The 25,656-nt window shown below is 67.9% G+C and carries 18 protein-coding genes; 13 read left to right on the plus strand and 5 right to left on the minus strand.

Annotated elements, in window-relative coordinates; genetic code table 11:
- Positions 1 to 19 precede the first annotated feature (19 nt).
- Positions 20 to 247, minus strand: coding sequence for a helix-turn-helix domain-containing protein (locus IEY99_RS30775; RefSeq protein ID WP_229799397.1), 228 nt, complete (start codon positions 245 to 247; stop codon positions 20 to 22).
- A 334-nt stretch (positions 248 to 581) separates the two neighbouring features.
- On the opposite strand from IEY99_RS30775, the gene IEY99_RS30780 reads away from it, so the two are divergent.
- On the plus strand, positions 582 to 896 hold the full coding sequence (locus tag IEY99_RS30780; protein ID WP_189207623.1) for a hypothetical protein: 315 nt from the start codon (positions 582 to 584) through the stop codon (positions 894 to 896).
- 490 nt (positions 897 to 1,386) lie between these two features.
- Here IEY99_RS30780 and IEY99_RS30785 read toward each other — a convergent pair whose 3' ends face one another.
- The 4 genes from IEY99_RS30785 to IEY99_RS30800 all read right to left on the minus strand — a co-directional run bounded on the left by IEY99_RS30785 (position 1,387) and on the right by IEY99_RS30800 (position 5,638).
- A complete protein-coding gene (locus IEY99_RS30785; RefSeq protein WP_189207624.1) occupies positions 1,387 to 1,806 on the minus strand; it encodes a hypothetical protein in 420 nt (139 codons plus the stop codon).
- 104 nt (positions 1,807 to 1,910) lie between these two features.
- The gene (locus tag IEY99_RS30790; RefSeq protein ID WP_229799398.1) at positions 1,911 to 2,447 is read right to left on the minus strand and encodes a hypothetical protein; all 537 of its coding nucleotides are present in this window, start codon (positions 2,445 to 2,447) and stop codon (positions 1,911 to 1,913) included.
- A gap of 36 nt (positions 2,448 to 2,483) precedes the next feature.
- Positions 2,484 to 3,809, minus strand: a complete 1,326-nt coding sequence (locus IEY99_RS30795) for a NucA/NucB deoxyribonuclease domain-containing protein (protein ID WP_189207626.1) — start codon at positions 3,807 to 3,809, stop codon at positions 2,484 to 2,486.
- Between the two features lie 20 nt (positions 3,810 to 3,829).
- A complete protein-coding gene (locus IEY99_RS30800; protein WP_189207627.1) occupies positions 3,830 to 5,638 on the minus strand; it encodes an RICIN domain-containing protein in 1,809 nt (602 codons plus the stop codon).
- Between the two features lie 489 nt (positions 5,639 to 6,127).
- Here IEY99_RS30800 and IEY99_RS30805 point away from each other — a divergent pair, with 489 nt between their 5' ends.
- The 12 genes from IEY99_RS30805 to IEY99_RS30860 all read left to right on the plus strand — a co-directional run bounded on the left by IEY99_RS30805 (position 6,128) and on the right by IEY99_RS30860 (position 25,612).
- Positions 6,128 to 6,454, plus strand: coding sequence for a hypothetical protein (locus tag IEY99_RS30805; protein ID WP_189207628.1), 327 nt, complete (start codon positions 6,128 to 6,130; stop codon positions 6,452 to 6,454).
- A gap of 97 nt (positions 6,455 to 6,551) precedes the next feature.
- Positions 6,552 to 7,232 carry an ABC transporter ATP-binding protein gene (locus IEY99_RS30810; protein WP_189207629.1) on the plus strand — a complete coding sequence of 227 codons (681 nt, stop codon included), beginning with the start codon at positions 6,552 to 6,554 and terminating at the stop codon, positions 7,230 to 7,232.
- A 5-nt stretch (positions 7,233 to 7,237) separates the two neighbouring features.
- The gene (locus IEY99_RS30815; protein ID WP_268245157.1) at positions 7,238 to 9,445 is read left to right on the plus strand and encodes an FtsX-like permease family protein; all 2,208 of its coding nucleotides are present in this window, start codon (positions 7,238 to 7,240) and stop codon (positions 9,443 to 9,445) included.
- Between the two features lie 518 nt (positions 9,446 to 9,963).
- Complete coding sequence (locus tag IEY99_RS30820; RefSeq protein ID WP_229799399.1) at positions 9,964 to 11,562, plus strand: GGDEF domain-containing protein; 1,599 nt, start codon at positions 9,964 to 9,966, stop codon at positions 11,560 to 11,562.
- Between the two features lie 267 nt (positions 11,563 to 11,829).
- Positions 11,830 to 14,931 carry an NACHT domain-containing protein gene (locus IEY99_RS30825; protein ID WP_189207631.1) on the plus strand — a complete coding sequence of 1,034 codons (3,102 nt, stop codon included), beginning with the start codon at positions 11,830 to 11,832 and terminating at the stop codon, positions 14,929 to 14,931.
- 681 nt (positions 14,932 to 15,612) lie between these two features.
- Positions 15,613 to 16,773, plus strand: coding sequence for a DUF932 domain-containing protein (locus tag IEY99_RS30830; RefSeq protein WP_189207632.1), 1,161 nt, complete (start codon positions 15,613 to 15,615; stop codon positions 16,771 to 16,773).
- Positions 16,774 to 16,940: 167 nt separating this feature from the next.
- Positions 16,941 to 17,597 (plus strand): GGDEF domain-containing protein, encoded by a 657-nt coding sequence (locus tag IEY99_RS30835; RefSeq protein ID WP_189207633.1) that lies wholly within the window; start codon positions 16,941 to 16,943, stop codon positions 17,595 to 17,597.
- 313 nt (positions 17,598 to 17,910) lie between these two features.
- Positions 17,911 to 19,374 carry an ATP-binding protein gene (locus IEY99_RS30840; protein ID WP_189207634.1) on the plus strand — a complete coding sequence of 488 codons (1,464 nt, stop codon included), beginning with the start codon at positions 17,911 to 17,913 and terminating at the stop codon, positions 19,372 to 19,374.
- A gap of 277 nt (positions 19,375 to 19,651) precedes the next feature.
- Positions 19,652 to 20,290, plus strand: a complete 639-nt coding sequence (locus tag IEY99_RS30845) for a hypothetical protein (protein ID WP_189207635.1) — start codon at positions 19,652 to 19,654, stop codon at positions 20,288 to 20,290.
- A 266-nt stretch (positions 20,291 to 20,556) separates the two neighbouring features.
- Positions 20,557 to 21,510: a DUF4192 domain-containing protein gene (locus IEY99_RS30850; RefSeq protein ID WP_189207636.1), complete on the plus strand. Its 954-nt coding sequence runs from the start codon at positions 20,557 to 20,559 to the stop codon at positions 21,508 to 21,510.
- 284 nt (positions 21,511 to 21,794) lie between these two features.
- The gene (locus IEY99_RS30855; RefSeq protein WP_189207637.1) at positions 21,795 to 23,543 is read left to right on the plus strand and encodes a ParB/RepB/Spo0J family partition protein; all 1,749 of its coding nucleotides are present in this window, start codon (positions 21,795 to 21,797) and stop codon (positions 23,541 to 23,543) included.
- 983 nt (positions 23,544 to 24,526) lie between these two features.
- Positions 24,527 to 25,612 carry a Fic family protein gene (locus tag IEY99_RS30860; RefSeq protein WP_189207638.1) on the plus strand — a complete coding sequence of 362 codons (1,086 nt, stop codon included), beginning with the start codon at positions 24,527 to 24,529 and terminating at the stop codon, positions 25,610 to 25,612.
- Positions 25,613 to 25,656: the final 44 nt, after the last annotated feature.

A 25,656-nucleotide genomic window follows, 5' to 3' on the forward strand; every position in this document is an offset into this window, starting at 1 on the left:
GCCAGCCGCCAGCCCATCATCAATGAGCCGACACCACCAGCCTCACAGTCAGGCGAGGAGTCATGATGCGGCCGGTCTCGACGCTCTTGACCCAGTCGCTCGACTTGCCGACCATCCCGGCGAGCACCTTACGGGGCATGCCGGCCCGCTGACGCAACACCTTGATTTTCTGACCGGTCGTCAATGTCGGCAGCTCGTCGTTTTCGTGCATGGTGGGTGCCTTCCCGCCCGAGGTGTCACCGATCACGGTACGCGCCCGTCCCGCCGACGAGCAGTGCTCCGGGGAGGGAGGAATTCTCCCCTTTACCGAATGCCCGGGCGCTTAGCGTCTGGTCGAGCACCAAGCCGAGGTGCTTGCGACGACCGGGTCGCCCCCTGTCTGGCGGCCGGTGTCGGCGATCAGCCCGAGCAGCCCCCCGAAGGCGCAGTCGGGCGACAGAGCGGCGGCGGCCGGCGGTTTCCCCCGTGATCCCCGGCCGCCGTCCACCGAGGGAGTGGCAATGAGTCCAGTCACGGTGCCCCGACTCGTCCCTGGTATGACACTGGCTGTCAAGCAGGCGGATTACTGCTACGGCACTGGGATGGCGCTGCTGATCGTGCAGAGCATCCCCGTCGACCAGCGGCTCCTGCCGTCCATGGAATGGGTTCGGCTGGACTGTCTACGGCTGCGGCACGACGGGTCCGTCCTCGCAGCATTCGCGCCCCTGATCCGCATCAGCGCGCTGACGGAGGCGATACGCCCCACGAGGTGGCTGCCATCGGAAGACGATGACAACGATCTGCCCCGGCTGAGCCCGTTGCTGACCGCGCCGATTTCGCAGCACCGAGTCCCCGACGGAGCGACCTACCGGCCGGCACCACCGGTGAGCGTGCCGGCTTGCGGGAAGGAGAGCTGATGCCGCCGTATGCCTTGACCGTCCTGGCCGCAATGGTCGCGCTCCTCGTCGGCGTTTGCGTAGGCTGGTGGCTGCGTCCCACAACCTCCTGGTGCAAGCACTGCGGTAACGTGGTGGCCTGTACCGCCTGCCGCCGAAAACCGTCCGGCGAAGTCGTCGACGATCCCGCGACCGCCGCACGCCGGAACTTCAGAGCGCGCCGTGGCTGACCCCGCTGAGTCCAGTCCTGTCACCGCCCAGCCGCCGACCGCACGTGGCCGCGCCCGCGTTGTGTACCCGCGCAGCACCGTCAGCGCCTCACCGAAAAGCCAACGAGATCGTCGTCTGGTACGTCCCTACGTATTGGCTCTGCCGGGGTTAGGGCCGAGTGACGGCGGGAGCCGTTAGCCGTCGCCCGCTGCCGAATCCGTTGACTTCTGCGATTGACGCGAGCTGCCAACTAGGCCGACAGGCGACATGACGTCGCTGCCGCGGTCGGGGTGACCGTCGCCTACAGTGCGCCGTCAGGGTCACTGGACGGAGTCCGTGCCCGCCATGTCCCCGCGACCAATGCGAGTAGCAGCAGGAGCATCACCGCCGCCCCGGCCGGGAAGCCCCAGGCAACATCCAGGTCGCGGCCGGGGGCGTGGTAGATGACCAGGTCGTCGCGGACGACGTCGCCGATGTCGGCTGATCCGCCGGACTGCCACCCGGCGCTCGTGAGGCTTGCTGCGCCGATGGTCAGCCGGCGGCAGACGATGATGACCAGGCCGGCCAGGGCCAGGACGGGAAGACCCCAACGCCAGGCTCTGATCCGCCTGCGAGCGGTCGAGAGGAAGCCGATGCCGGCTGCCAGGCCGAGCACGATGCCAGCGGACCACCAGGCCGAGGCCCCCCACGCGTTGACGAGCGTGGTCTCGTAGCTGCGCACTCCGGCCCGCGACTCTGCCCAACCGCTGCGGTACCAAGGCATAAAGGACACGGCCAGCAGCGCTAGGGCGGCAACCGCCACAGCCAGGGAAGCCCAGCGACGCATCAGGCGCCGTTCTCCGGCCAGAGTTCGATCGCGTACGCCTCAATTCCGCGCAGCGACTCCCAGGCCGCCTCCGTGTCCTCGGCTGAGGCGTTCAGCGTCTGGGTCCGGACCTGCGATGCCGCCTGCTGGAACTCGGCTCTTCCCCGATGCCCGACCCGTACCGCATAGCGGCCTGGCACACCGACCGGCACGTCTGCGGGCCAGCCTGGCTGTTCGCCGCCGCTGTCCAGGACGAGGCGTCCGGATTCGAGGACGATCACCACCTGCCGCAGCCAGGTCCATCCGGCATCGTCGGCCGGTGGAGGCGGGGCGTGGTGCACTCGAATGAGCAGTTTGGGAGTGCTGTATTGGTCCGCGCAGCGGATCATCAGCGCGCCGCCTGCCACGCCGATGACTTGTCCACCGCCGCCGCGCTGGGAGCCGCCCTGGCGGGCCGCTTCGGCGGCGAGCCGGATGTCTGCCACGGCGTCGTCACCGGCGTCACGCAGCACCACGGTGCCGTCGAGTGACGATACGTGCGCTTCCACCGTGGTCACCGGATCTCCCCTCCACGACTCGCCAGGGCCCTCATCCTATGACGACGGTGACCGGTCGATCTCGACGAAGAACGGGTCATCGCTGAGGATGCGATTGCCCTGGTAGAAGGCAACGTTCAGGTATTGCCGTCCGGAGTCCTGGTTGTCGACCTCGCCGATGAGCCGCGAGGAACCGCGCCAGGTACGCCATCCGTCCGCCGTGCCGGTGCTCACGGTGCTGCCGGTGAAGGCACCTTCCTTGGTGCTGGCGAACGGGTACTCGTCGCAGTTCAGGTCCGGTGTCCGCCCGTCTGGGCCCCAGACGTCGTCGCAGACCTTCCCGGCTGTGGTTCGGTTCTTGCTCTGCAGGTTCGAGTCGACCAGCCGATGCAGCGGGTACTGATTGGCGCCCGCCGCAGGGTCGTACCGGCCGGGGATGGTCTTGCCGACAAATGACGGGAACGTGCGGATCGGCCGGTACAGCGCGTCCTCGATGTGCAGGATCGATTCCTTCACCCCGTCCTCGTAGTGGTCCGCCTGCGCGATCTTGACCAGGTCGAACGTGGGCGTGAAGTCGGAGAAGACGGCGCCGTGGTGCTTGCCGGCCCGCGCGCCGGCGGAGTCGAAGCGCACCTCGGCCCGGGTCATGTTGGTCTCCACGTAGGGCACGTGCTCAGGGTTGACGGGGATGACCTGGAGTCCGAGCGACGGAGTGGAGAGGGCGCGGAACTCGTCGCCGACGCCGGTCTGTTCGGCCGACGTAAACGTCGCGTGGAACCGCGGCGCCGTCTCCCAGCCACCGAGAGGCTGCGTGGTCTCCGCGTTGCCAGGGTTGCAGCTGATGTAGGTACCGCAGCCGCCCAGCGACACCCGCATCGGAGTGATCTCACGCTCGACGCCGCCCTTGGCGTCCCAGTCGTGAAAGGTCAGCACGAAATCGGCCTGCCGGGTGCCGTTGGACGTCATGCCGAGCAGGACGTAGTCGAACTCCACGGACGCGATGATGATGGTGCAGCCGACGCACCGCAGCTCGATCTTGCGGTGGCCCATGTAGCAGCGGTTGAAACGGTCCTTCATCCAGCCTTCGACGTGTCGTGCGGCGTCGGCGTGAGCGTTCACGCATTCGTCGCGCAGCGCGTGCTCGCCCGGCAGTTCGGCCAGGGGCGCGAACCGGGTGGAGCCGGACGGTGCTGCGGTGTTCGGTTCCGGCAGGTTGGAGTTGGTCTGCGGTGCGGCGTTCTTCGGGCTGGGCCAGGCTCCCTCCGAGGAGGTCACGACCCATGCGAAGGTGGGTTGTGGTGCGGCTAGGGCGGGGGTGGCTGCGGCCAGCATCGCGGTTATCACCGTCACGGCGGTGGCGAGGCGTTTCCAGAAGGTACGCACATGGGCTCCTTGTCGTGCCGTCATCGGAGCGGCTCGCAGGACGGGCCGAGGCAGGTGTGCAGCAGGGTTCCCGTCGCTACGTGGTAGGCGAGGGTGAATCCCGCGTATGAGCTGTCGTCGGAGGTGGGCTCCGGGGCACGTACCCGAGTCCCGCCGGTCACCACGATGATCTGGTCGGTGGCCTTCGCTCCGGTCTTGAGCAGGTCGGCGGCGGTGTAGTCACCGGCGGTCATCGTGCGGGTCAGCGGACGGACGGTGGCCGGCAAGGCACGGCCCTTGTCGGTGAGCAGCGTCTTGCGGGCTGCGGCAATCGCCTCGGCGGCGGTCATGCGGGCCGCGCGCAGCTTGACCGCCGGTTGTCGGTTCTCATTCCAGGCGCGACACTGTTTGCGCTGCGCGACGCACTGCGCCAGGCCGGGCACGGTGGCGAGGCAGTTGTCCGGGGAGGTCTGCAGGCAGGACGCGAGTGTGCGCTGGTCAACGCCGTTCAGAACCGTCGGCGGCACATCGGCCTGCAGGCCGGCGCTTAGGTTCGGTGCGGACGCGGGCGCAGGGGCAGCGGATGGCTGGGTGACGGTGAAGTACTCCATCTCCGCGGGCTGCCGCACGACCACCGCACCGTTGGTGCAAGCCGGAGGGGTGAACGGCAGACCCCAAGACGGGCCGTAGCACGGACGGTCTTCATACAGCGACAGCGACGCCGCGGCCGGCCGCCGCCACACCCCGGTGACATCGAGGATCTGGGTGCGGTGCTCGATGCCCGTAGGGATCACCGCAGTGCCCTGGTCGCTGTGGCTCAGCCCGGTCTCCAGGTAGCTGATCCGGCCACTCTCGGAGCCGGCGGTCGTGCCGACGGTGTTGTAGTCGTACAGCAGGTCCACCTTGCCGTTTGCCGAGGCCAGTGCCAGGTAGGAGTGCATCTGCCCGTTGCCGAGTCCGCCGTCGGGCTGCTGCGCCAGGCTGAACTGCTGGTAGAAGCCGGGCGCGCTTTCGGACCAGTACGCTTCGCGGGCGATGACCGCCGGCGAGGACGGGTTGCCGGGGGTGTAGACGTTGCGCCAGCCGATCTCGAACCGGTCTGCCATGGTGTCGACAAGTTGGGGGTTCACGGTCCGGCCGGCCACGTACTGGGTGACCTGTGCCGCGCGGAAGTCGTTGAAGGTCACCTCGTTCTGTCGCCAGGCCCCGAAGAGCCCCTGCAGCGGCGGGTTGTAGGACGTGCAGACCGCGGTGACGTCGAAGCTCGAGCAGAACGTGGGCCCGCTGCGAGTGCGCCACAGCTGGGTGGGACGGTCCGGGTTGAAGCAGCCCATGACCCCGGGGGTGTCGACGCCGTTGGCGCCCTGATTGAGGCAGCGGAACCCGGTGCCCTTCTTGATCTGCATCCGGTAGCCGCCCGTGGTGGGCGTCGCGTGGGGAATCACCCACTGCTGGGTGTCGTAGTCGTTGCAGGTCTGCAGGCGCAGGCTCTCGGCGTTGTCGACACCGAGACACAGGCTCGGCGCGGCCATGTTCCGGATGCGGTACAGGTTGCGTGATCCCTGAGGCAGGTAGAGCACCAGTTCGAAGGTCCACCGCTGGCGGTTCGCCGCCGCTGGGTCCGCCGTCCAGGGCAGGGCGAACACCTGCGAGTTGACGGCGGTGGCATTGACTCCCAACACCTTCCCGCCGGGATCGAGCGAGCCGATGGCCAGCGGCTTCGAGACCGGCGCGGCAAGGGCGGGGCGCGCCGTGATGGTGGTGGTCGCGCCGACACAGATCATCGCTAGCAACAGGGCCACTGCCCGCCGGGACCAGATTGACAGCCGCAGCGATTGCGGTAACGACATGCGTTCTCCCCGTGACATCTAGGTGCACGAGACTGCCAACTTACCTACGAGACGGCCGATGTCAATCGAGATGCGCGAATGGATATAGTGATCTTTCGCGAGTCAGGCAGTGGGCGGACATGGGCACACGCCTGAGCCCCTGGGCCTGACGTCACCCATACGGAAGCATGCCGATCGGCACAGCAGTGGCGATGCCATTGTTTCATATCCTCGCGACGTTCGCCGACCCTCCACCCAGGATCGACGCCCCGCATCGCCGCCGGCATGCATCCAGGGTGACCGACGCGGGGCGAGGTCATTTCCGCAGGTAGAGATGGTCTTCGGATCGTTGGCACGGGAGGGGTGGCGCTGCAGCGGTGGTCCTCGCGACACGATCGAACACATAGATGACCTTGACATGATGAGTCGGTCGTGGAAGTTTGTTAACGCGGATCCGCGGCCCGTTCGTTCGCCATCTTCAGTCGAACTAGAGGACGTATTGTGAAGCCCGTGAAAGTAGCCGCGGCATTGGCCATCGGCATTCTCGCCTGGACCGTTCCCTCCTCTGTATACGCCAATGTTTCCGCGTCGACCTATGGCGGCCATACGGAGGAGTATGACGGCTGGAAGGGTATCGCTGTTTTCGACGACAACTGCGACAACAACGATGTGTACTCCGACTTCAAGCGCGACATCGGCACGCCGCAGGTCTGGCGGGTCTCCGGTGGATGCGGTGAGTTCGAGTCGACCGGGATCACCGGGAACCTGGTGCAACGCTTCAACCACTGCACCGACGACGCGGGTCCGAACACCTGCAGCTCCACAAAGTATCGGTAAACTACCGCAGCGTTACGACGCGTCAGAGCCAGAGTGATTGATCGACCGCGGCGTGAACGGGTCTCGTTCACGCCGCGTGTCCTCGTGAGGGAGAGCAATGGCGGACGAGGCGGCCATCGAAGCCCGCGACCTGCGCTACTCGGTCGACAACAGAGTGATCCTGGACGACCTGCAGCTCGCCGTGCCGCGCGGCCGTTCCGTCGCCATCACCGGCCCGAGCGGCTCGGGAAAGACCACCCTGTTGATGTGTATCGCCGGGATCATCGAGGTTGACGCCGGCACGATCCGCATCAACGGCAGCGAACTGACGACCATGAAGCCCCGGGCCCGAGCAGCAGTACGCCTGCGCGACATCGGCATCGTCTATCAGTTCGGGGAGCTGCTGCCCGAGCTGACCTTGCTGGAGAACATCGCGCTTCCCGTCCTGCTCGCGGGCGGGCGACGCCGCGAGGCCTATGACAGGGCACGAGCGCTTCTGGCAGACCTTGGCTTGGAAGCGTTGACCGAGGCAGCGACGGCGACGCTGTCCGGCGGCGAACGCCAGCGCGTCGCCGTGGCACGGGCGCTGGTCTCACAACCGGCCGTCGTCCTGGCCGACGAACCGACCGGATCACTCGACCAGGCCGGCGCCGACGCGGTCTCCGACCTGCTGTTCGACTTGCCGAAGAAGTACGGCTGCGCGCTGGTGGTCGTCACGCACAACAGCGAGGTCGCGGCCCGCGCCGACCACATTGTGGCCCTGCGCTCGGCCAGCGGCAGCCTGGCGGTCGCCCCGTGAGCTCGATGCTGGTCCTGCTCACCGTCGGGCGCGGTGCGGGCCGCCGCGCCGGTGCAGGCGGAACCGTGCACCGCTGGGCGCTGTTCGTCGCCGGCCTGTTCACGGTTCTCGCCTTCGCGCTGCTGGCCACCGTCCATGCCGTCTCCGAGGCCAGCGTGGAGCGGGTGGCTGCCCGCGAACCGGCCTTCGTCGAGGTGACCAAGGCACCGCCGGTCGCCAAGTGGATGATCCACTCCGACTTCGTGGAGAATCGCCAGTTCCTCATCCTGTATGTCTCACCCACCCGGCCGGATGCGCCGCCACCGCCGGGCCTGCCGCGCTGGCCCGAGCCCGGCGAGGTGTTCCTCTCCCCCGAACTGGCCACCGGTCCGCAAGCGACGACGTTGACCTCTCGGTACGGCACGTTCGCCGGCACCATCAGCCATGCGGGGCTGGCCAATCCGACGGAGAAACTCGCCTACTACCGTCCACGCACCGACCAGCCGTTCACCGCCCACGGGGGCCTCATCGACATCTCCCACTTCGGCGTCGACGCCGCACAGATGAGCGCAGAACGCTCCGCGGTCACCGTGGAGGGCTTCCAGAAGTGGACCGTGCTCGACATCTACGTGGTCATCGCGTTCGTCATCCTGTTGCCCGTGGCCCTGCTGCTGCTGTTGGCGGTGCGTAGCAACGCCGACGTGCGCGACCGGCGACTCGCGATGCTCGACGCCCTGGGAGCCCCCACCTCGGCTCGTGTCTGGGTCCTTATCGGCGAAGCTCTGCTCCCCGCGATCACAGGGGTCCTGGCCGGCGCCGCGCTCGCCTTCCTCGCCACCACCGTCGATGTGCGCGTGCCCATAACCGGCTACCTCGCCGAGACCGGCGACATGGCGGCGGCCCGGAACTGGCTCGCGCCCCTGAGCATTGCGGCGCTCGCAGCGATCCTCGCACTGGTCGTCACCATGCAACTACGCAGCCGGGCCCGCGGAGAGACCCGCCCCCGGCGGGTACGCGAGAAGTACCGCGGCTACATCCGCGCGACGTTCCCCCTGTCGCTGGCCGTCGCCACCTGGGGCGCGATGACCGCCCGCGGCGAATCAGCATCCCGGTACTCCGTCGGCCTGGTCGCCTTCCTCATCGGTACCGCCGTGGTCCTCGCCTCCCTGCCCTCTGTACTCGCCGCCGCCGCCGCGTACGGTGGCCGCGTCATCGCCCGGCTCGGAGCCACTACCAACTCCCCTGGTGCCATCGTGGGTGGCCGCTGGTTGACCATGCGACCCACCCTGGTGGCCCGGCTCTGCGCCGCGTTCGTCGTCGGCCTCGGCCTGCTCGTGCAGGTCCAGGTCCAACAGGCCTGGATCATCCAGCAAACTCGCGGACTGGCCGGACAATCCACCAGCACAGACTTGAACGTCAGCGACAAGCTGGCCGTTGTCCGGTCCACCGCTGACACAGAAGGCGCCCGCGCCTTCGCCCAGCAGGTCGGCCCGGACCGCGTCGTCCAAGCCGTCGCCGTCGGCGACCAAACCGTTCTCGTCGGCCCCTGCCCCGCCCTGGCCCACCTCGGTCGCCTGCAGAACTGCAGCACCACACCGGTCGACATGCGCAGCGCCTACGCCCAGATCAACCCGACAGGCAGGTGGGTGCAACAAGGTACCGACATCTCCGGGCGCGACAGCCAGGTAACCACCAGCCTGCCCGAAGGCAGCGCCGTCACCGGGTTCCTGGTCGCCACCGACGCCGGCATGAACACCGACGCGGTCGCCGCAGCGGCCTACGCCCACCTCACCAAGCCCTACGTCTCCTACCCCGGACAGGAATGGATCGCCGGCGGCCTGGCCGGCGCCGCCGTCTTCGACTGGCTACTCACCTTCGGCGCCCTCGGACTGATCATCCTGACCCTGGCCGGCGCCCTCGCCGCCGCCGCGATGTTCCTCAGCCACGCCAAATCCCTCGGCGTCCTCGGCACCTACGACGCGACCCCTCGCCTATATGTCGGCGTGGCGATTTGGAACCTCGGCGTACCTCTCCTCGCTGCTGGGATCATCGGGTCGATCACCGCCGCGTTCCTCGGCTTCCTCACCCTGCAGATCCGTCGGGTCGGCAGCATCTCTTACGAACTGCTCGGCATCGGCTTCGCCTCGGTAGCCACCATCGCCCTGCTACTCAGCCTCGCCTGCGGCCTCGCCGCAGCCCGCTCCGTCACCCGCTGGCGGCCCCTAGCCGACTGACACCAGCCACCGTCACGGGGCGGGGTAAACGCAAGAACTGCAGGCCTGCGAGGTCGTCGGCATCTCGACGATGGCCGACTCAGCGACCGATTCGTCGAGGCGGCTGGTGGAACCGCTGCAGGAGACCCACGTCTCGCGACCGTGGTGGCGGCGCTTCGGTGCCCGGGTGCCGGTCGCTGCCGGCACCGCGCCGCCTTGGCGAACCGGTGCACTTCACCTTGCGCTGAGCATCCTAGGAACCTAGATGAAGGGCTCGCCGCCGCCGGCGCCTGGCGCGGTGCAGGCTGCTCTCCCTCGGCCAGCATGGTCGCAGACCCGACAGCGTTCCTCAGGTTCGCGGGCATGCTCGCTCTCAGGCACTCGTTCGCGGCGAGCCGGCAGGACCGGAGCGAGTGTCGCAAGCGTTCCAGAAAGATCGATGGTTGTTAGCCTCTTGACCGGCGGTGTGCGGGATCCGCGCATCCCAGGGCGGGGCCTGCTCCGCTGTTAGATGATCGGGGGCGGCGAAGGAGGCGACAGTGCGGGCTCACGTGGCGCAGGAACCGCCGGTCGCCACCCTGATCGACCTGTCGGCGACGGCCCCGCAGGCCGCCGCGCGGCTCGACACCGCGCTGCGGAAGATCGAGACAATGGCTCCCGCCCGATACCGGGAGATCGCCGGGCCCGTGGTACGGGCCGAGCGGCTCGCCGCCGAGCTGGACCGGCCTGACCTGGTGATCCGTGCCCGGCTGGCCCGGGCCGACCTCTTCGCACTCAACGGCGACATGGCGGCGGCGGGCCGGATCGCGCACGAGGCGCTCGCGTGGAGCACCGAGCACGGCAGCGCCTACCTGGTCGCACGCAGCCACCGGCAGCTCGCGCTCTTCTTCTACCACCTCGGCGATTCCGGCGAAGCGCTGGCGCACGCTGTGCAGTGCGTGGCGCACACCGGTGAGGACGCGCCGGCGCAGGTCCGCGCGAGGCACCTCTCGATGCTGGCCGTGATGCTCGACGTCAACGGCTCGCAAGCCGAGGCCCGCCGGCGCTTCACCGAAGCACTCGACGTCGCCGGCACCCTCGGCGACTCTGAACTGTCCCTCCAGATCCTCAACAACCTCGCCTACACCGAGTACAGCTACGGCCATCTCGACCGAGCGCAGGAGCTGATCGAGCGGATGCGGGCGTACGGGATCCGGCTGGCCGCCACCGAGCTGGACACGATCGCCCGCGTCGAGCTCAGCCGGGGCCGGTACGCCGAGGCGGAGGCAACCCTGAGCCCCGTCCTGGAGGGCACCCGGGACGACCTGCTGGACGAAGGCAAAGCACTGGCGGAATGCCTGCTAACCGCCGCGGAGGCCCAGCGTCTGCGTGGTGCCGTGGCGCAGGCCCAGGTCACCCTCGATCGGGCGGCCCGCTTCTGTGACGAGCGTCAACTGGCGGCGACCCGAGCCCGGGTACGCGAGGAGCAGGCCCGCCTGTACGCAGCCACCGACCGGTACCGCGACGCCTACGAGGAGTACCAGCGCTTCCACTCCGAGACTCAGGCACTCCAGTCCGCCGAGCGGGAGGCCCGCGCCCGGGCGCTCCAGGTCGTCTTCGAGATCGAGGAGGCCCGCCGGGAAAGCGTGCGCTTCCGGGAACTCGCCCTACGCGACGCCCTCACCGGCCTGCACAACCGCCGTTTCGTGGACGATCGACTCGGGGAGGTTCTGGAGGACGCCGCGGCCGGCCGGCTACCGGTGTCGGCGGCCCTGGTCGACCTTGACCACTTCAAGCGCATCAATGACACTCTCGCGCACGCAGCCGGAGACGCAGTGCTCCAGGAGGTCGCCCGCCTTCTCGCTGCCGCGGCGCCGGAGAACGGAATCGTCGCCCGGCTCGGCGGCGAGGAGTTCCTCCTCGTCCTGCCGGAAGTCGACGCCGGCGAGGCGGTGCGGCGCTGCGAGCGGCTGCGCCGCACGATCGCCGGGCACGCATGGCGGCCGCTCACCGGCGACCTGCCGGTCACCGCCAGCATCGGCGTCACGACCGCGGCCGACGGCGGCAGCACACCGTCGGCGCTACTCGCCGCGGCGGACCGGAACCTGTACGCGGCGAAGCGCAGCGGCCGCAACCGGGTCGTAGCCGATCCGGCCTGAGGGATCGCCAGCGACGGTGGCAGGCGGATGACACTCATTGCCGCATTGCTTCCACCTGGCCGGGCCCGCCATTGTGGGTTCTGAGTGAATCTGCTCCGGCTTGATGGTCACTGAGCTACTCGGATCAGATTGGCTGAGACGGGCGAGACTCCGGATTGTCTCAGTGGATCTGATCTTTGCTCGGTGGAGGTCACCGCCGTGCCAACATATGACGGAATCCGGTCGCGGTGACTTTCGGCCGATCGGCTCGGCGGGCAGGCTGGCGTTATGAGTCGAGCGCTGTCTTACGCGGACGCGGTACGCATTTTGAGCGGGCAGAGTCAGGTGCTGGCGGTGCTGGACCGGGCTGCCGGCGGATTCCTGCTAGCGGCGACGGGTGGGGGCAGTGAGCTCGCCATCAGTCTGTTCGACGCGAAAGCCGAGCTGTTCCGGACGACTCAGGGCCTGGTCAGCGACCTGGGGGATCTGGCTGCCGGGCTGAACCGGATCGACCGGACGCAGAGGCTCGCGGCCGGGCATGCCGCGCTAGTGGTGGGCAGCTATTTCGGGGCATTGCCGAAGCGCGAGGTCACCGGGGTTGAGCTGGTGCATCTGGTCGCCGGGCATCGGCCGAAGGGGGAACGGCTGGGAGACCTGGCCCGCGCGCTGCTGCACAGCGACGTGCCGATGCCCGCGCCGCACCAGCCGTACGAGCAGCTCGTCGGTGAGCTGGAGCGGTTCTATCGGCGGTTGTCCGACTCGGTGGAGCGTTTCCTCACCGGTCTAGCCTCGTGGGAGCGGCTAAGTGAGACGGAGCGCGCGGCCGTGACCGGTGCTCTGCACGGTGCCGTCGTCGAGCGGGCGCTGGCCGACTACGAGACCGGGTTCCGGCGGATGGCCGGAGACGTCTCGGAATTTGGGTTCTGGGTGAACTTGGTGGACCACCAGGCGACTCGTGCCCGGATGGACGAGCTCACGATCGGTGTGGCCGCGCTCCGGGAGTCGATCGGCTCACTCGGCCCGCAGCGCGCCGCGGTCGAGAAGCGGACGGCACTGTCCCGGGCATATCACGCAGCACTTCAGGAGCGGGTACTCGATGCCGAGGGCGACGACGCCGTTCCGGATATCCCGGACATCGCCTCCTCCTACATCAACCCGTCGTTCCGGGTCTCTGCCGTGGCACCCCATGATCCGCTCGCCAGCGAGGATTGGTGGGAGGAGCGGCCTGTCCAGGACGATTTGATGCGCTACCTGGTGGGGCACCTGACTTCGCCGTCAGCCACCGCCGGGCCGCTGTTGCTGCTCGGCCAGCCGGGTTCGGGCAAGTCGCTGCTTACCCGGATGCTCGCGGCAACGCTACCGCCCGAAGACTTCGCGGTGGTCCGGGTGTCGCTGCGCGATGTGCCCGCCGACGCGAGCCTGCAGGTGCAGATCGAGCACGCGATTCTCGACGCGACGGGGGAGCGGGCGACGTGGCCGGAGGTGGTGGGCGCCATTCCAGGGGCGCTTCCCGTGGTGCTGTTGGACGGTTTCGACGAGCTGCTGCAGGCGACCGGGGTGAGCCAGTGGGACTACCTGCTGAACGTCGAACGGTTCCAGCGCCGGGAAGCCGCCGGGGGCCGGCCGGTCGCGGTCGTGGTCACGACGCGCACGGCGGTGGCGGATCGGGCCCGCGCGGTGGCGGGCACGGTGGCGCTGCGCCTGGAGCCGTTCAACGAAGATCAAATCTCGCGGTGGCTGACCGTTTGGAACAGCACGAACGAGTCCTACTTTCGAGCCCGGGATCTGCGGCCGCTTACGCTCGCCGCCGTGATCCGCCAGCCGGAGCTGGCGTCGCAGCCGCTGCTATTGCTGATGCTCGCGATCTACGACGCCCAGGAGAACGCGCTCACCGGCGGAGTCGACACCGACCTCGACCAAGGCGATCTATACGAGCGGTTGCTGAGGCGGTTCGCTCGGCGGGAGGTGATGAAGGTGGCCGCCGGTAATTCGGAGAACGACGTTGAGGCTATGGTCGAGGAGGAACTGCTGCGGCTGTCACTCGTGGCTTTCGCCAGTCTCAACCGCGGACGGCAGTGGGTGACCGAGGCCGACCTCAACGCCGACCTCCCGGTCCTTCTCGGGTCCGGCGCTGTCGGCCTGGCGGCGAACGTGCGCCGGATGCTGACGGTCGGGGAGACCGTGCTGGGCCGCTTCTTCTTCATCCACGAGGCTCGCGCGCGGCGCGACGGTCAGGCATTGCAGACGTACGAGTTCCTGCACGCGACGTTCGGCGAATACCTCGGAGCCCGGGCGCTCGAACGGGAACTGGCCGACCTCGTTGACGACGCCCTCCGGCAAAGCCGCCGCAGCCGCGTCGCGCCGACCGAGGACGGCTTCCTGCATGCGTTGCTGTCGTTCGCGACGATCAGCCAGAGGCAGACCACACTGGATTTCCTCAGCGGCAGGCTCGTCGGCTGGGACGAATCTCGGCGGGACATGCTCCGCGACATGCTGCTGCACCTGTTCCGGCATGCTCTTAAGCCGCGGGAACGTGACCGCTTCGCCGACTACTCGCCGGCCCCGCTGTCCGCCCCGGCCCGCTACGCGGTCTACTCGGCCAATCTCGTCCTGCTCCTCGTAGCGATCGGCTCACCGTTCACCACCGACGACCTCTTTCCGGAGGCCGACGAACGGATCGACGAGTGGCGGCAGGTAACGCTGCTCTGGAGGTCGCAATTGCGGGCCGACGCATGGAGCCGGCTGGTAGGCACCATCCGCGTGCATCGGTCGTGGGCCGGAGAGCAACGCGTGCTCGTGTTCTCACGGGACCGAGGGTGGCCCGACACGCCTGTCCCACGGTCGGATCTGTACTGGACTCGGGACGTGCTTACGGCGGACAAGAAGTTTCCGGAGTTCGTCCGCGGACAGTTCTGTTGGAACAACGAGAACGACCGGCTCAGACAGTGGCAGGCCAACTTCCACTGCGATCCGCTCGACGACCTGGCCAAGCATGCGCTCGAGCCGTTAGCGGCAGCGGTCGAGGATGCAGTCGTGATGGTGCACGGCTATTGGGAGGATCAAGCAATCTCGGCGGCGCAGTCACTGATCAGGCTCTGGCTGCTGGTCTCCACCGAATCCCGGGTCGAGGAAGTGATCGACGCATTCGGCGTGGCCATCGAGATTGCTCGGCGCGGCTTCCCGCCAACCGGCGTCGAGTCGCGACGAAACTTCCGGATCATTCTGCTTCGCACCCTACGTAATCACCGTGATCGGCTCGACCCCGGACAGTACGCGGCGCTGCGACGCCACTTCAAAGACGGAACGGAGGACAGGCGCTACACGCCGGACGAACCGGAAGACCTGGCGACCCTGGCAGTGGAGATCCTCGGACCCGCTGACGACCGGTGAACTGCCCGAGAAGCAGACAGCTCACCAATCGCCGGTGTAGACGGACGCGGCAGGGATCCGTTCAGCCACCTATTTCAGCCGGTCAGAGCTTTCCGCTCCACCGCGGATGGCAGGTTGAGGATGGGGATCTCGTCGGCCAGAAGGAGTTCGGTGCCGAGCTGGCGCGGCACTGCGCGCCACCATTAACTCGCCCAACCCGCGGCCCCCGCGCCTCCCCCAAAATCGCCCAGTGATATCGACGAGTCGAAGCCGCCGGAGGTGGGTGGGATCAGAGAGCCTGAGACGGATCAGGTGCGAATCAGATCGGATGAGGCACGCGTCGGGACGCATGCTCGCGGGCGGCATGCAGTGGTCACCACGCTGGACGAGGCGGTGCCCGCACAGGACTTGGTGAATGCCTTCGTCACGTCTCTGTTGGCCACGCTTGCACGGGTTGACCGGGCGGCGATGCTGGCCAGGCACGGTGGCCGGCCCAGAGTCGGGCGCAAGGCGGTTCGAGAACATCTTGGCCTTCGGCCAGAGATCTTCTCGCCCTGATGCCTTGCGCCCGGCTTTCCGGGCCGGCCCGGGTACGTGCGGGCCAGCACGCGCTCGCCCGCCGGCCGCCGCCCAGCGGCCCACGGGCAGCGTCCCCGTTGGCCGCCGCAGATGTGGCGGCCCGCCTGTCGAAGGACGTACATCATGGCCCAGCCGACTCTTGCCGTCGCACCGAACCGCCACATCGATCTGAACACCATGGCTCGACTGCTCAACGATCAGAAGGCCCGGGCAGTAGACATCATCGCCGGTGCCGCCGCAATTCAGTGCGTCGACGGCCGCCTCGTCGTCCAGGGCACCCTGCCGCAGCTGGGCAGTGAGGGGGTCACGTTGACCGCCGGCACATACACCCTCACCGACATCTCCCTCGGCGGTGTCGGTGACAAGCTCGGCGTCCCCGTGGCCTACCTGCGGCGCATGGCAAGCGACAACGTGGCGCTGCTGGACGCGAACGTCAACGGGTGGCTAACCCACGACGAGCGCCGGTTCCTGGTGCGATGCCTGCACCACGACACCGCCGCCGCCGCCCCCGGTGACGGTGTCGCCCGGGCGTTTCTATCCGACCGGTTCCTGCGCATCGACAACCTCGACGTGCTGATGGCGGCCCTCGACGGCATCCGCCAGGCGGGCGTGGCCGTCGAGGTGGCATCCTGCGACCTGACCGAACGGCGCATGTACGTGCGGTTCGTCTCCCCCGAGGTCCAGGTGATGGCGCCGGACCTGCTGCGCAACTACCGCTCGCCGTTCGACGGGCGCCGCGGTAGCGACCTGCCGGTCATCTCCGGCGGGTTCATGCTGACCAACTCCGAAACCGGCTTCGGCAGGTACACCGTCGCGCCGTGGTTACGTGTCGAGGTGTGCCGCAACGGCCAGACCGTCGACCGGGGCGTGCTGAGCCGTACCCACATCGGCAGCCGCATCACCGATACCGACGGCATCATCAACCCGTCGTCGCAGACCATGCGCACGCTCCTGGAGTTGATCACCGCGCAGACCACCGACGCCGTGCGGGCCTACCTGGACGTCGACTTCGTCACCCGCGCGGTCCAGGAGCTGGAGAAGGCCGCCTCCACACCGGTCGCCAAGCCGGACGACACGATCAAGATGGTGTCGCAGAAGCTGCGTTACACCGAGGAACAACAGCAAGGCATCCTGGCACACTTCATCTCCAGCGGCGACGTGAGCGCCGGCGGGGTCATGCAGGCCGTCACCTCCTACGGGCGCAGCGTCGCGGACGCCGACGCGGCGTACCGGATGGAGACCACCGCGACGCAGGCGCTGCACCTGGCCGCCGCTGCCGCCTGAACCCGGCCGCCGTTACCCACCGGGTGATCGTCACCGGCAGCCGCTGACAGTTCAGCGGAACCGGTGCGACATCCGGGCCGCCCGCTCCCCCACCGCCCTCACCGTCTTCGCGGCCGATCCCGCCCCCGCAGGCCGTGAGGGCGGCTCCGACCTGGAGACAGTCTCCTATGTCCTGGATTCATGTTGTCGCACCGTGTGTGGCCGCGGCCGTCCTCGGCGCCGCCGCGGGCCGGTCCAGCGCGGCCGCCACCATGCGCCGGCTCCGCGCGCAGAACAGTGTCCTCGCCTATGAGGCCAGCCACGACCGGCTCACCGGCCTGCTCAACCGGGCCGGCCTCGAGGACGCCTACACCACCGCGGGGCGTCGCCACCGGTACCTCATCGTGGTGGATCTCAACCGGTTCAAGGCCGTCAACGACTGGTACGGCCACCCCGCGGGCGATCGGCTCCTAGCTGCGCTGGGTACCCGACTGGCCGAGTTGGCGACTCGCCACGGTGGATGGGCGGGGCGTCTCGGCGGGGACGAGTGCGCGCTGGTCGTGCCCGACACCACCCGGACCGTGGTCGAGACCGTCGCCTTCGAGGTCGCCTCCACCATCAGCGTTGCCCACACCCCCGGCGCTCACCTACAGGTCGGCGGGAGCGCTGGGGTCGCTTCCGCGCCGCCCGGCAGGTCCTGGGCATGTGCCCTGTCCGACGCGGACATCGCCCTGTACCACGCCAAGACTGACGGTGGCGGTGCCGCGTTCTTCGTGCCCGGCATGTTTTATCCCGATCGGCGCGGATCGCGCCGGCGAGGCCGCGACGCGCGGCGGCCCAGCTAGCCGGCAGCCGCCGCCTTGCGGTGAGTCAGCCCCATTCGGCTTCGCTTTCGCGCCGCTCCAGGCCGGCACAGCGACAGCTCCGTAACGCCACCCAGCGTGGCGGCGGACTGACCGCGCCAACGCAACATCCAACCCGTCATACCGCAGCGCAAGACAGTCGTGCCGGCACGTCACCCATCCCACTCCCGAGCGCCGCCGCGCGGTGGCTCCGTTCGACGAAGCAGGAAGGATTGCCATGCCCGAACCAGGACACCCACCACCGACACCTGATACCCGCGAGGGGCACCCGGGCAGCCGGGTCACGGCCAGCTCGATGGTGCTGAGCAGCGGCAGCATCCGTCTCGTCTCCGTCGAGGCCACCCCCTGCGCGTCCAGATTCATGGTCACCGGCGCTGACGGTCAGGACCAGCCGCACACCCGCGACCGCGTGCGCGCTGCCCTCATCAACGCCGGCCTGGCATCAACGCGTGCCGGCGCGCAGGTCTGGATCTCACCGCTCGCACGGCACACCGGGCCTTCCACCACGGATCTCGCCGCGGCGGCCGCCGTGCTCGCCACCATCGGCCATGTTCCACCGACGGTGCTGCATGACGTGGTCATCCTCGGTGAACTCGGCCTCGACGGCACCGTGCGTGCCGTCAGGGACGTGGTCGCGCTCGTGACCGCGGCCGCGGACATCGGCATCGCGACGGTGGTCGTGCCGGGCGCCAACGCCGACGAAGCCGCCCGGGTCCCCGGCGTACGCATCGTCGCCGTCGGCTCATTGACGCGGTTCGTGGCCTGGGCTTCCACCGTCAAGCACACCGCGCGAATCAGCGACGGGCACCCGCCGGTGTCCCGCACGGATCAGCCCGATCTCGTTGCTGTGCCGGCGACGACGAGCGCAGCGCGCTTCGCCGTGGAGGTCGCTGCCGCCGGGGGCCACCATCTGAGTCTGACCGGCGCCGGCAGCGGTACAGGGCTGCTCGCCCGTAGCCTGACGACCCTGCTACCGGATCTCGAGGACGACGACGCCCTCCAGGTCACCGCGCTGCATTCCGCCGCTGGCCGGCCGCTGCCGCCTGGCGGCCTCATCCGGCGTCCACCGCTGCAGGCACCTGACCGCAGTATCAGCGTCAGCGTTCTCGTGGGCGCTGCCACCACGCCGGGCGTGGTGAGCTTGGCCCACCGGGGAGTGCTCCTGCTCGACGACGCACCGGCCTTGGACCCTCGTGTCCTGTACGCGCTGCGCCAGCCGCTCGACTCTGGAGAAGTGCTCCTGGCCTCGGCCCGCGGCGTCGTCCGCAACCCCGCACGATTCCAGCTGATCCTGACGTCGCAGCGTTGTTCCTGCGGCGATGCGGGGACCGCGGGCACGCCGTGCTGCAGCGAGGCGGACCGGCGCCGCTACCAGAACCGGCTGCTGGTCCTGGATTCCCGCCTCGACATCCGGGTCCCCCTCGCCGACGACAGCCCGACCAACGCCGCGGTAGCCGAATCGTCCGTCGAAGTGGCAGCCCGTGTCGCCATGGCCCGCGCCGTAGCGGCCGCCCGCTGGGCCGAGGGCCACCGCACCAACGCCGAGATCCCTGCCGATCAGCTATTCACCGGCCGCTACCGGCTCGATCGGCGAAGCATCGCCGCCGCGCGGTCGCTGCTCGACCGCGGGGCGGTCAGCAACCGAGGGTACGGACGCATCCTGCGCCTGGCGTGGACGATCAGCGACCTGCGCGGCACCGACCGACCTGGGGCCGACGCCGTCACCGCAGCGTGCGACCTCTACATCGCCAAGCGCTGACCCTGGGCTTGTCGGCGGCTGGCGCGTCGAGCACCCGGCAAGGCCGGACGGGGCGCCGTCACGCCGCGACCGCTGTGCGGTCAGTGCAGTCCTGCGGGTCGGCGATAGCCGCGAAGCAGAGCGCCGGCCTGCTCGGGCGCCAGCCTCGCCCAGGCGGCCTTCTTGTGCCGCCCTCCTCGATGACACACCGCCACCCATTCCCGCTGAACTCGCCCTCCTCGACGCAGTCCCGAATCCACCCACCACGATCGGGCGCCAACACATGGATCGCAGCCGAATGACCGTCGGCCGCGCACCCGCCTCTCTGGGTCACGCCCGTAACGGCGACTGGATCACCATCAGACACGCGTCTATCACCGTCCATCACGGCCAGCCGGTCATCGCCGAGACCGAGCTCATGGGTCAACTCACGGATCTCCGCAAGGCCGCGGTCACGCCCCAGCCCTACATCGAAGGCACCCTGACCGAGCATGCCGGCACCCGGCACAAGATCAAGTTTGCTGTGGACCTGCCCATTGATTTCGCCGCGGTCCTGGGTGTCCATCCGGGTACAGACGACGCGCAGCCCCTCCCGGAGTCCTTCGTGCCGGACGTGACCTACGAGCAGGACCTGACCATCGCGGACCGGATACACCGGTGGTCCTACTTCCTCGGCCCCGACGGCTATGTCTGGTGGTCCTGCAAAGCCACCGGCGCGACATACAACCTGGAGAGCTGGAACCGTAGCCACTACGGCATGAACTGGCGCACCGAAGACCCGCAATTCGGGCCCGATGACATCGACGCGGACCAGCCAGACGACATCGAGCCCCACCTGGCGGAGTTGGCCAGCCAGAACAGTACCGCGATCGCCGACCTGCACACCGCCACCAATCTGGCCGAGGCCATCCGGGCCGCGCGGCGCACGGCACCGTAGCCAAGCAGCAGATGCGACGCCATCCTGCCCAGTTGCTCCGCGGCCGCCGCGGCCTGTAAGCGGCTGTACCCGGCCGCGCCCCGGGCCGGCCAAGGCGCCGCTCCGCGGCGCCGACACCCTGCACACCGAGGCTGCAGGGACGCACCGGCGTGAGCTCCTGGACCTACCTCGGGCGGCACCCGTGTCTCGCCTTTCGCCGGCTCGCTTGCCGGCTGGCGTATGAGGCCTCTTCCAGTCCGACTCCCTGCCTGCCGAAGGGAATGATCATGATGGCCGACGAACAGCCGACCTCCGTCCTCCGCACGCCCGAAGATCTCCTCGCCGCCGTGCCGTTCCTCCTCGGCTATCACCCCGCGGACGCAATAATCGCCCTCTACGCCAAGGACGGAGACCGCATCCCGGCCGTCTCCTCCATCAGTGTCGACGCGCCCACGGACGTCATCGTGCATCACCTGCGCGACGCCCTCATGCGCAACGGCTTCCGCCGCATGTACCTCGTCGGCTACGCACCGGTGTCGGCGCGAGACAAGCTGAATGCCATCGCCCACACGCTGGACGCCACCACAGTGGTCGACTGCCGGCTGCTGGTGACCGACGGCCGCTACTACTGCCTTTTCGACAGTTGCCCCTGCACCCCAGCCGAGGGCACAGCATTCGACTCGACCACCAGCACCATCACCACCAACCTGATCGTGCGTGGCCACGTGGCCCTGCCATCGAAGAAGCATCTCACCGACCTGGTCAAGTCCGACACACAGACGCAAACTCGCATCAGCACCATCCTGGCCGAGCTGCCACCCGAGGCGCCGGATCCCGTGGCCGTGGTCTCGCGCTGCATGACGACGGCCGCGTCCGGCATACGTCTCACCGACGAACAGGCCGCACAGTTAGCCGTGGCGCTACGTACCCGATCCGGTCGCACCGCGGCGTGGCTCGCCACCGACGACCACATGTGGCAACGCGACCTGTGGCTGGACATGACCCGCCGCATCCCCGACCCGTACGTGACGACGCCGGCGAACCTGGCCGCCTGGGCGGCCTGGCGCCACGGTGACGCCACGCTCGCCTGGGCAGCGGTCACCCGCGCCGCGAGAGTCACGCCAAACAACGAGCTGTCACTGCTGATCGCCACCCTGCTCAGCTCGCAGATCAACCCCGCCCGGCTGCCATGGCCACTGCCCGAAGGCTTCGACCCCACCGGCCTCAACCCGCGCCGATAACACTCGATCCGAACCGGCGGACGCCGCAGCCGTCAGCAAGCCCCCAGGCTGCGCACCCGCGGACAGCGTCTATGCCGGGCGGGCTGGCCGACGATCCTGGCCGCCCGCGACTTGCCCCGCAAGACCACCCGCGCAGCTGAACGGGGCGTCGTACCCGACGTCGGTGGGTCTTGCGGGTCTGCGCCGATCGGCCGGCCCGCTCGGATCGGGCCAGCCCTCCCCGGCGGCACCGCCCCGCCCGAGCGGCCCGCGCATTCGTTCTCTCTTCTCCCTCGGAGGTACCCGTGACGACCATCGCCGTCAATCCTGACAACAGCGCATCTGCCCAGGATGACCCTGCGGCTGCCGCCGACAGCAGCCCGGCGTATCCGGCGCTCACCGGTGACGTCATCACCGGCCCGATGCAGCTCAACACCGGTGAAGAGCAATCAGGACTGCCATTTCGCGCGGGCCTGTTGAAGGCCAACCTATTGCGCGACTGGCCCCAGCACCCCCGCAAAGAACTCGGCGATCTGAGCAACCTCACCCGGTCGATCAGGCTCCAAGGCGTCAAAGACCCACTGGTCGTCGTCTCTCGGCTGCTGCGAGTCTCCGCCACCAGCAACGAACTGCCCTCGGCAGACCAAACCGGGCACCAGCAGGCTACCCCGCTCGAGGTATTCGAAGTGATCGCCGGCAAGCGGCGCCACCACGCTGCCATCGCCGCCGGGCGGCTGTTCGTACCGTGCTGGATCGCCGCCGACGAAGGTGAGGCGTCCGAAATCGTCGCCGTGCTGGAGAGCAACTCCCACCGTAAGGACTTGGAGCGCATCGAGGAGGCCGACGCGTATCAGATGCTGCTGGACCTGGACTGGAGCGAGCAGCAAATCGCCCAGGTCCGCGACGTTCCCGTCGAGCAGGTCCGCACCGCGCTCAAGGCCCGGCACCTGCCGGCCCGCGCGCAGCAGGCCCTCAACAGCGGCACCCTCACCCTCGAGCAGGCCCAAGCCCTCGAGCAGTTCCAGCACTCGCCCGACGATCTGGAAAAGCTGCTGGCCCAACTACACGACGAGTGGCGATTCAAGCAGGCCCTGGCCCGGGTACGGGACAAGCACAGCTACGCCAGGGCCAAAGAGCTGGCGCGAGCGAAGCTGGTCATCGATGGCGTCGACGTGACCAGCAAGCCACGCGGGTTCGGCTACGAAGGCAGCGCCGTCGACGCGGCACAGCTCGTCGACGGCCACGGCAACCCGGTCGACATCGACACGGTCAAGACCTTGCAGGGCTTCCACGCCTTCGTCGAGAAAGACGGGGCCCAGGCCCGCACCGTCGTGTACTGCGACAACCCAGCCCAGCACGGCTACACCCACCGCAAGCCCGCCGCGCATCACGGCATGTCGGACGAAGAGATCGCCGCCGCCGAAGAACGCCAACGCCAGCAGGACGAACACCTCGAACAGCTGCGCCTGGCCACCGGCGTGCGCCGCGAGTTCATCCAGGCCGCCTACGGCAGCGCGAAAACCGCCCGCAAGCTGTACAACGACGCGCTCCGCGCCGTCGTCACCGGCAAGAACCCGGCCCGCTCCACCGGCCTCGACGAGCTGTACCACACACTCGGCGGAGTCGACCCCGACGTGCTCGCCGCCGCCGGCGAGGACCGGCTGCGCCGCTGCCTGATCGCGAAGTACGTGTGCTACCAGGAGCACAACCTCAGCCAAGGCCTCGAGCGGCACCTGAGCTGGATCGACAAGGACGCTGCACTAGCCTGGCTCGACCGGCTGAACGGCGACGGCTACCCACTGACCGACGCCGAGACCAAGCTCTACCAGTCGCTGTCCCCCGCTCCCCCTCAGGACCTGGACGACGGGAAGGAGCCCCTCACCGCGATGGACAGCGGAGACGCCGGTGCGGACCACGGCGCGGACATCGACACTGCAACACGGCAGGCAGCCGACGAGACCGAGCCGGACCGGGCAACCACGACCGCAGCTGACCTCACCATCCGGGCGTCGCATGCTGCCGATGACAGCCCCGGGCTGACACCCGCTGCCTGACATGCAGCGCCAGGCAGGGCGCAGCCCGCGCACCCCACGCCGAGCCAGGCCCTGCCTTGATCAAGACAGACGCCAAGACCGAATCGACCGTGCTCCGCCAGGCCGTGCAATCAATCACGCGGTGCCACATGGACAGTTAGCAAGAGGTGCAGCGCGCACTAGCACCGTTCAACCCGCACCGAGCAAGATCAGATGCACTGATCCGACGGCGAAGCACTGGGTCCGCGCCATCGCGCGTCCAATCGGCACTCCCGCTCGCGCCCTCGCCAAAGGACTCATACCCTTGAAGCCCGCTTCGGCGCCTGATGACGTTGCCGTCCTCCTTCGCCGTAACCAGCGGCACCGCATGCACTTCTCAGGTCCAGGCGGACAGCCAGGCGCGCAGCGGCTCGGGAGATGCTAGTTCAAGGTCGCCGTGGGGCTCCCAGCGAACCCACCCGGGGAGCAACAGACCTAAAATCACCAACGACTCGCCCTGGTCCCCGGCGAACTCGCACCACAAGCGCGGCCATCCCATCCAGTCCATGATTGAGGTGTCCGGACGCAGCCGCAGGGCGGCCGCCAGCGAAGTGAGAGCCTCCTTGTCAGTCAGGTCTGCGAGCGATGCCGGCGCAGCGCGGTCACGACGCTTCCGCGCCTGCTGGAGCGGGGTTTCCGCTCCGACACCGTACGCGTCGGGCCTTGCTCAGCACGCCCGGCAACGCTTGCACCAACTCCTGCACCAAGCCGAGAAATCGAGGTTGGCCGGATCTCCTGGCATGGGCCGCATGCTCTCATGCCGATGTTAGTGCGTCTCTCGGCGTAGGCAAGAGTGCGCAGAACGCCAACTGACGGTAACGCGTAAGAGTCGGCGCCCTTATGGCGAAATGCAACTACAGGAACGTATCGTTCGGGCTGACGATAACGTATAATGAAAGGGCTTCCCGCGCCGGTGGCAGTAACTTGATTACGGCGAGCAACTCTAAACGCTAGAGTGGAGTCTCATGACAACAGAGGCCGAGTTGAGGGATTGGCGGCAAGGGCAGATTGCCGCCGAACGCATGTGCGCGGCAATCCTGGCCATCGATAACTACGTTGATATCGATCCGCAGGCGCCTCTCGGTGGCCCCGACGGCAGGAAAGACATACTGGCGGTGAAGTCCGGGAAGCGGGTCGTCGTGGGCGTCTACTTTCCGCCCACGCATCCCGCGTTCGGCCAGATCAAGACGAAGTACACCGATGATCGTGTGGGAGTCCAAAAGTATGCGGCTGATCACTTCGTATTCATGGTAAATCAGCCGCTTACCGTAGCTGAGCGGGCAGTATTGCTTGCTGCAGGGAGTCAAGCCGATCAGATCTATCATCTTGAACGTCTGAGGGCCCACCTCGATTCGCCAGCGGGCTACGGTGTGCGTCTTGAGTTCCTTCGCCGCGGCATGACGATAGAGGAACAGGTTGCATTCTTCAGCACCCTGCGCGTAGGTGACTTGTCGGATACTCCGATGATGCAGCGCCTCGACGAGATTGCTGAACGCACACGATACATGATGTCGGCGATTGAAATGGCGACACAACCGTCATCTATCATCTCGCCGCTGGCTAGAACTGAACGCATTTCCGTAGCTCAGCTTGACGTGTCGATGCTGAAGCTTTTGCATCGAGCGGTCACGGCGGAGTCTGACATGCCTAGAGCTACCAGAGGGGAGCTCCGAACTGTACGGGTCTGGATCGGGGATGCTAGTGACCCAACTTTCATTCCACCCCCACCTGACGAAGTGCCCATTCTTCTCAATCAGCACTTGGCCTGGTGGCGACATGCATGTTTGGAAATGCGAACGGACGCTACGAGTGATGAATCGGTCGAGGTCCTCTCGCGACTGCACTACGGCATCGTGCAGATCCACCCATTTCTTGATGGCAACGGGCGGGTCGCTCGTCACGTTACAGATGAAGCGGCAAGAGAGCTGTTGGGCGTCGGTGTGGACGTTGCACTCGTCCGAAATCAAAAGGCCTACTTCGCTGCGTTGAAGTCGGCGTCTACCGGCGACTTTTCGGAAATAATACAGCTTATGCGGGCCGCTCTTGAATGACGGCCTATTGGACTATAGATCATTTGAGTCCTCCCGTATTTCGT

It is taken from the genome of Couchioplanes azureus, assembly GCF_014648355.1.
Lineage (GTDB): Bacteria > Actinomycetota > Actinomycetes > Mycobacteriales > Micromonosporaceae > Actinoplanes > Actinoplanes azureus.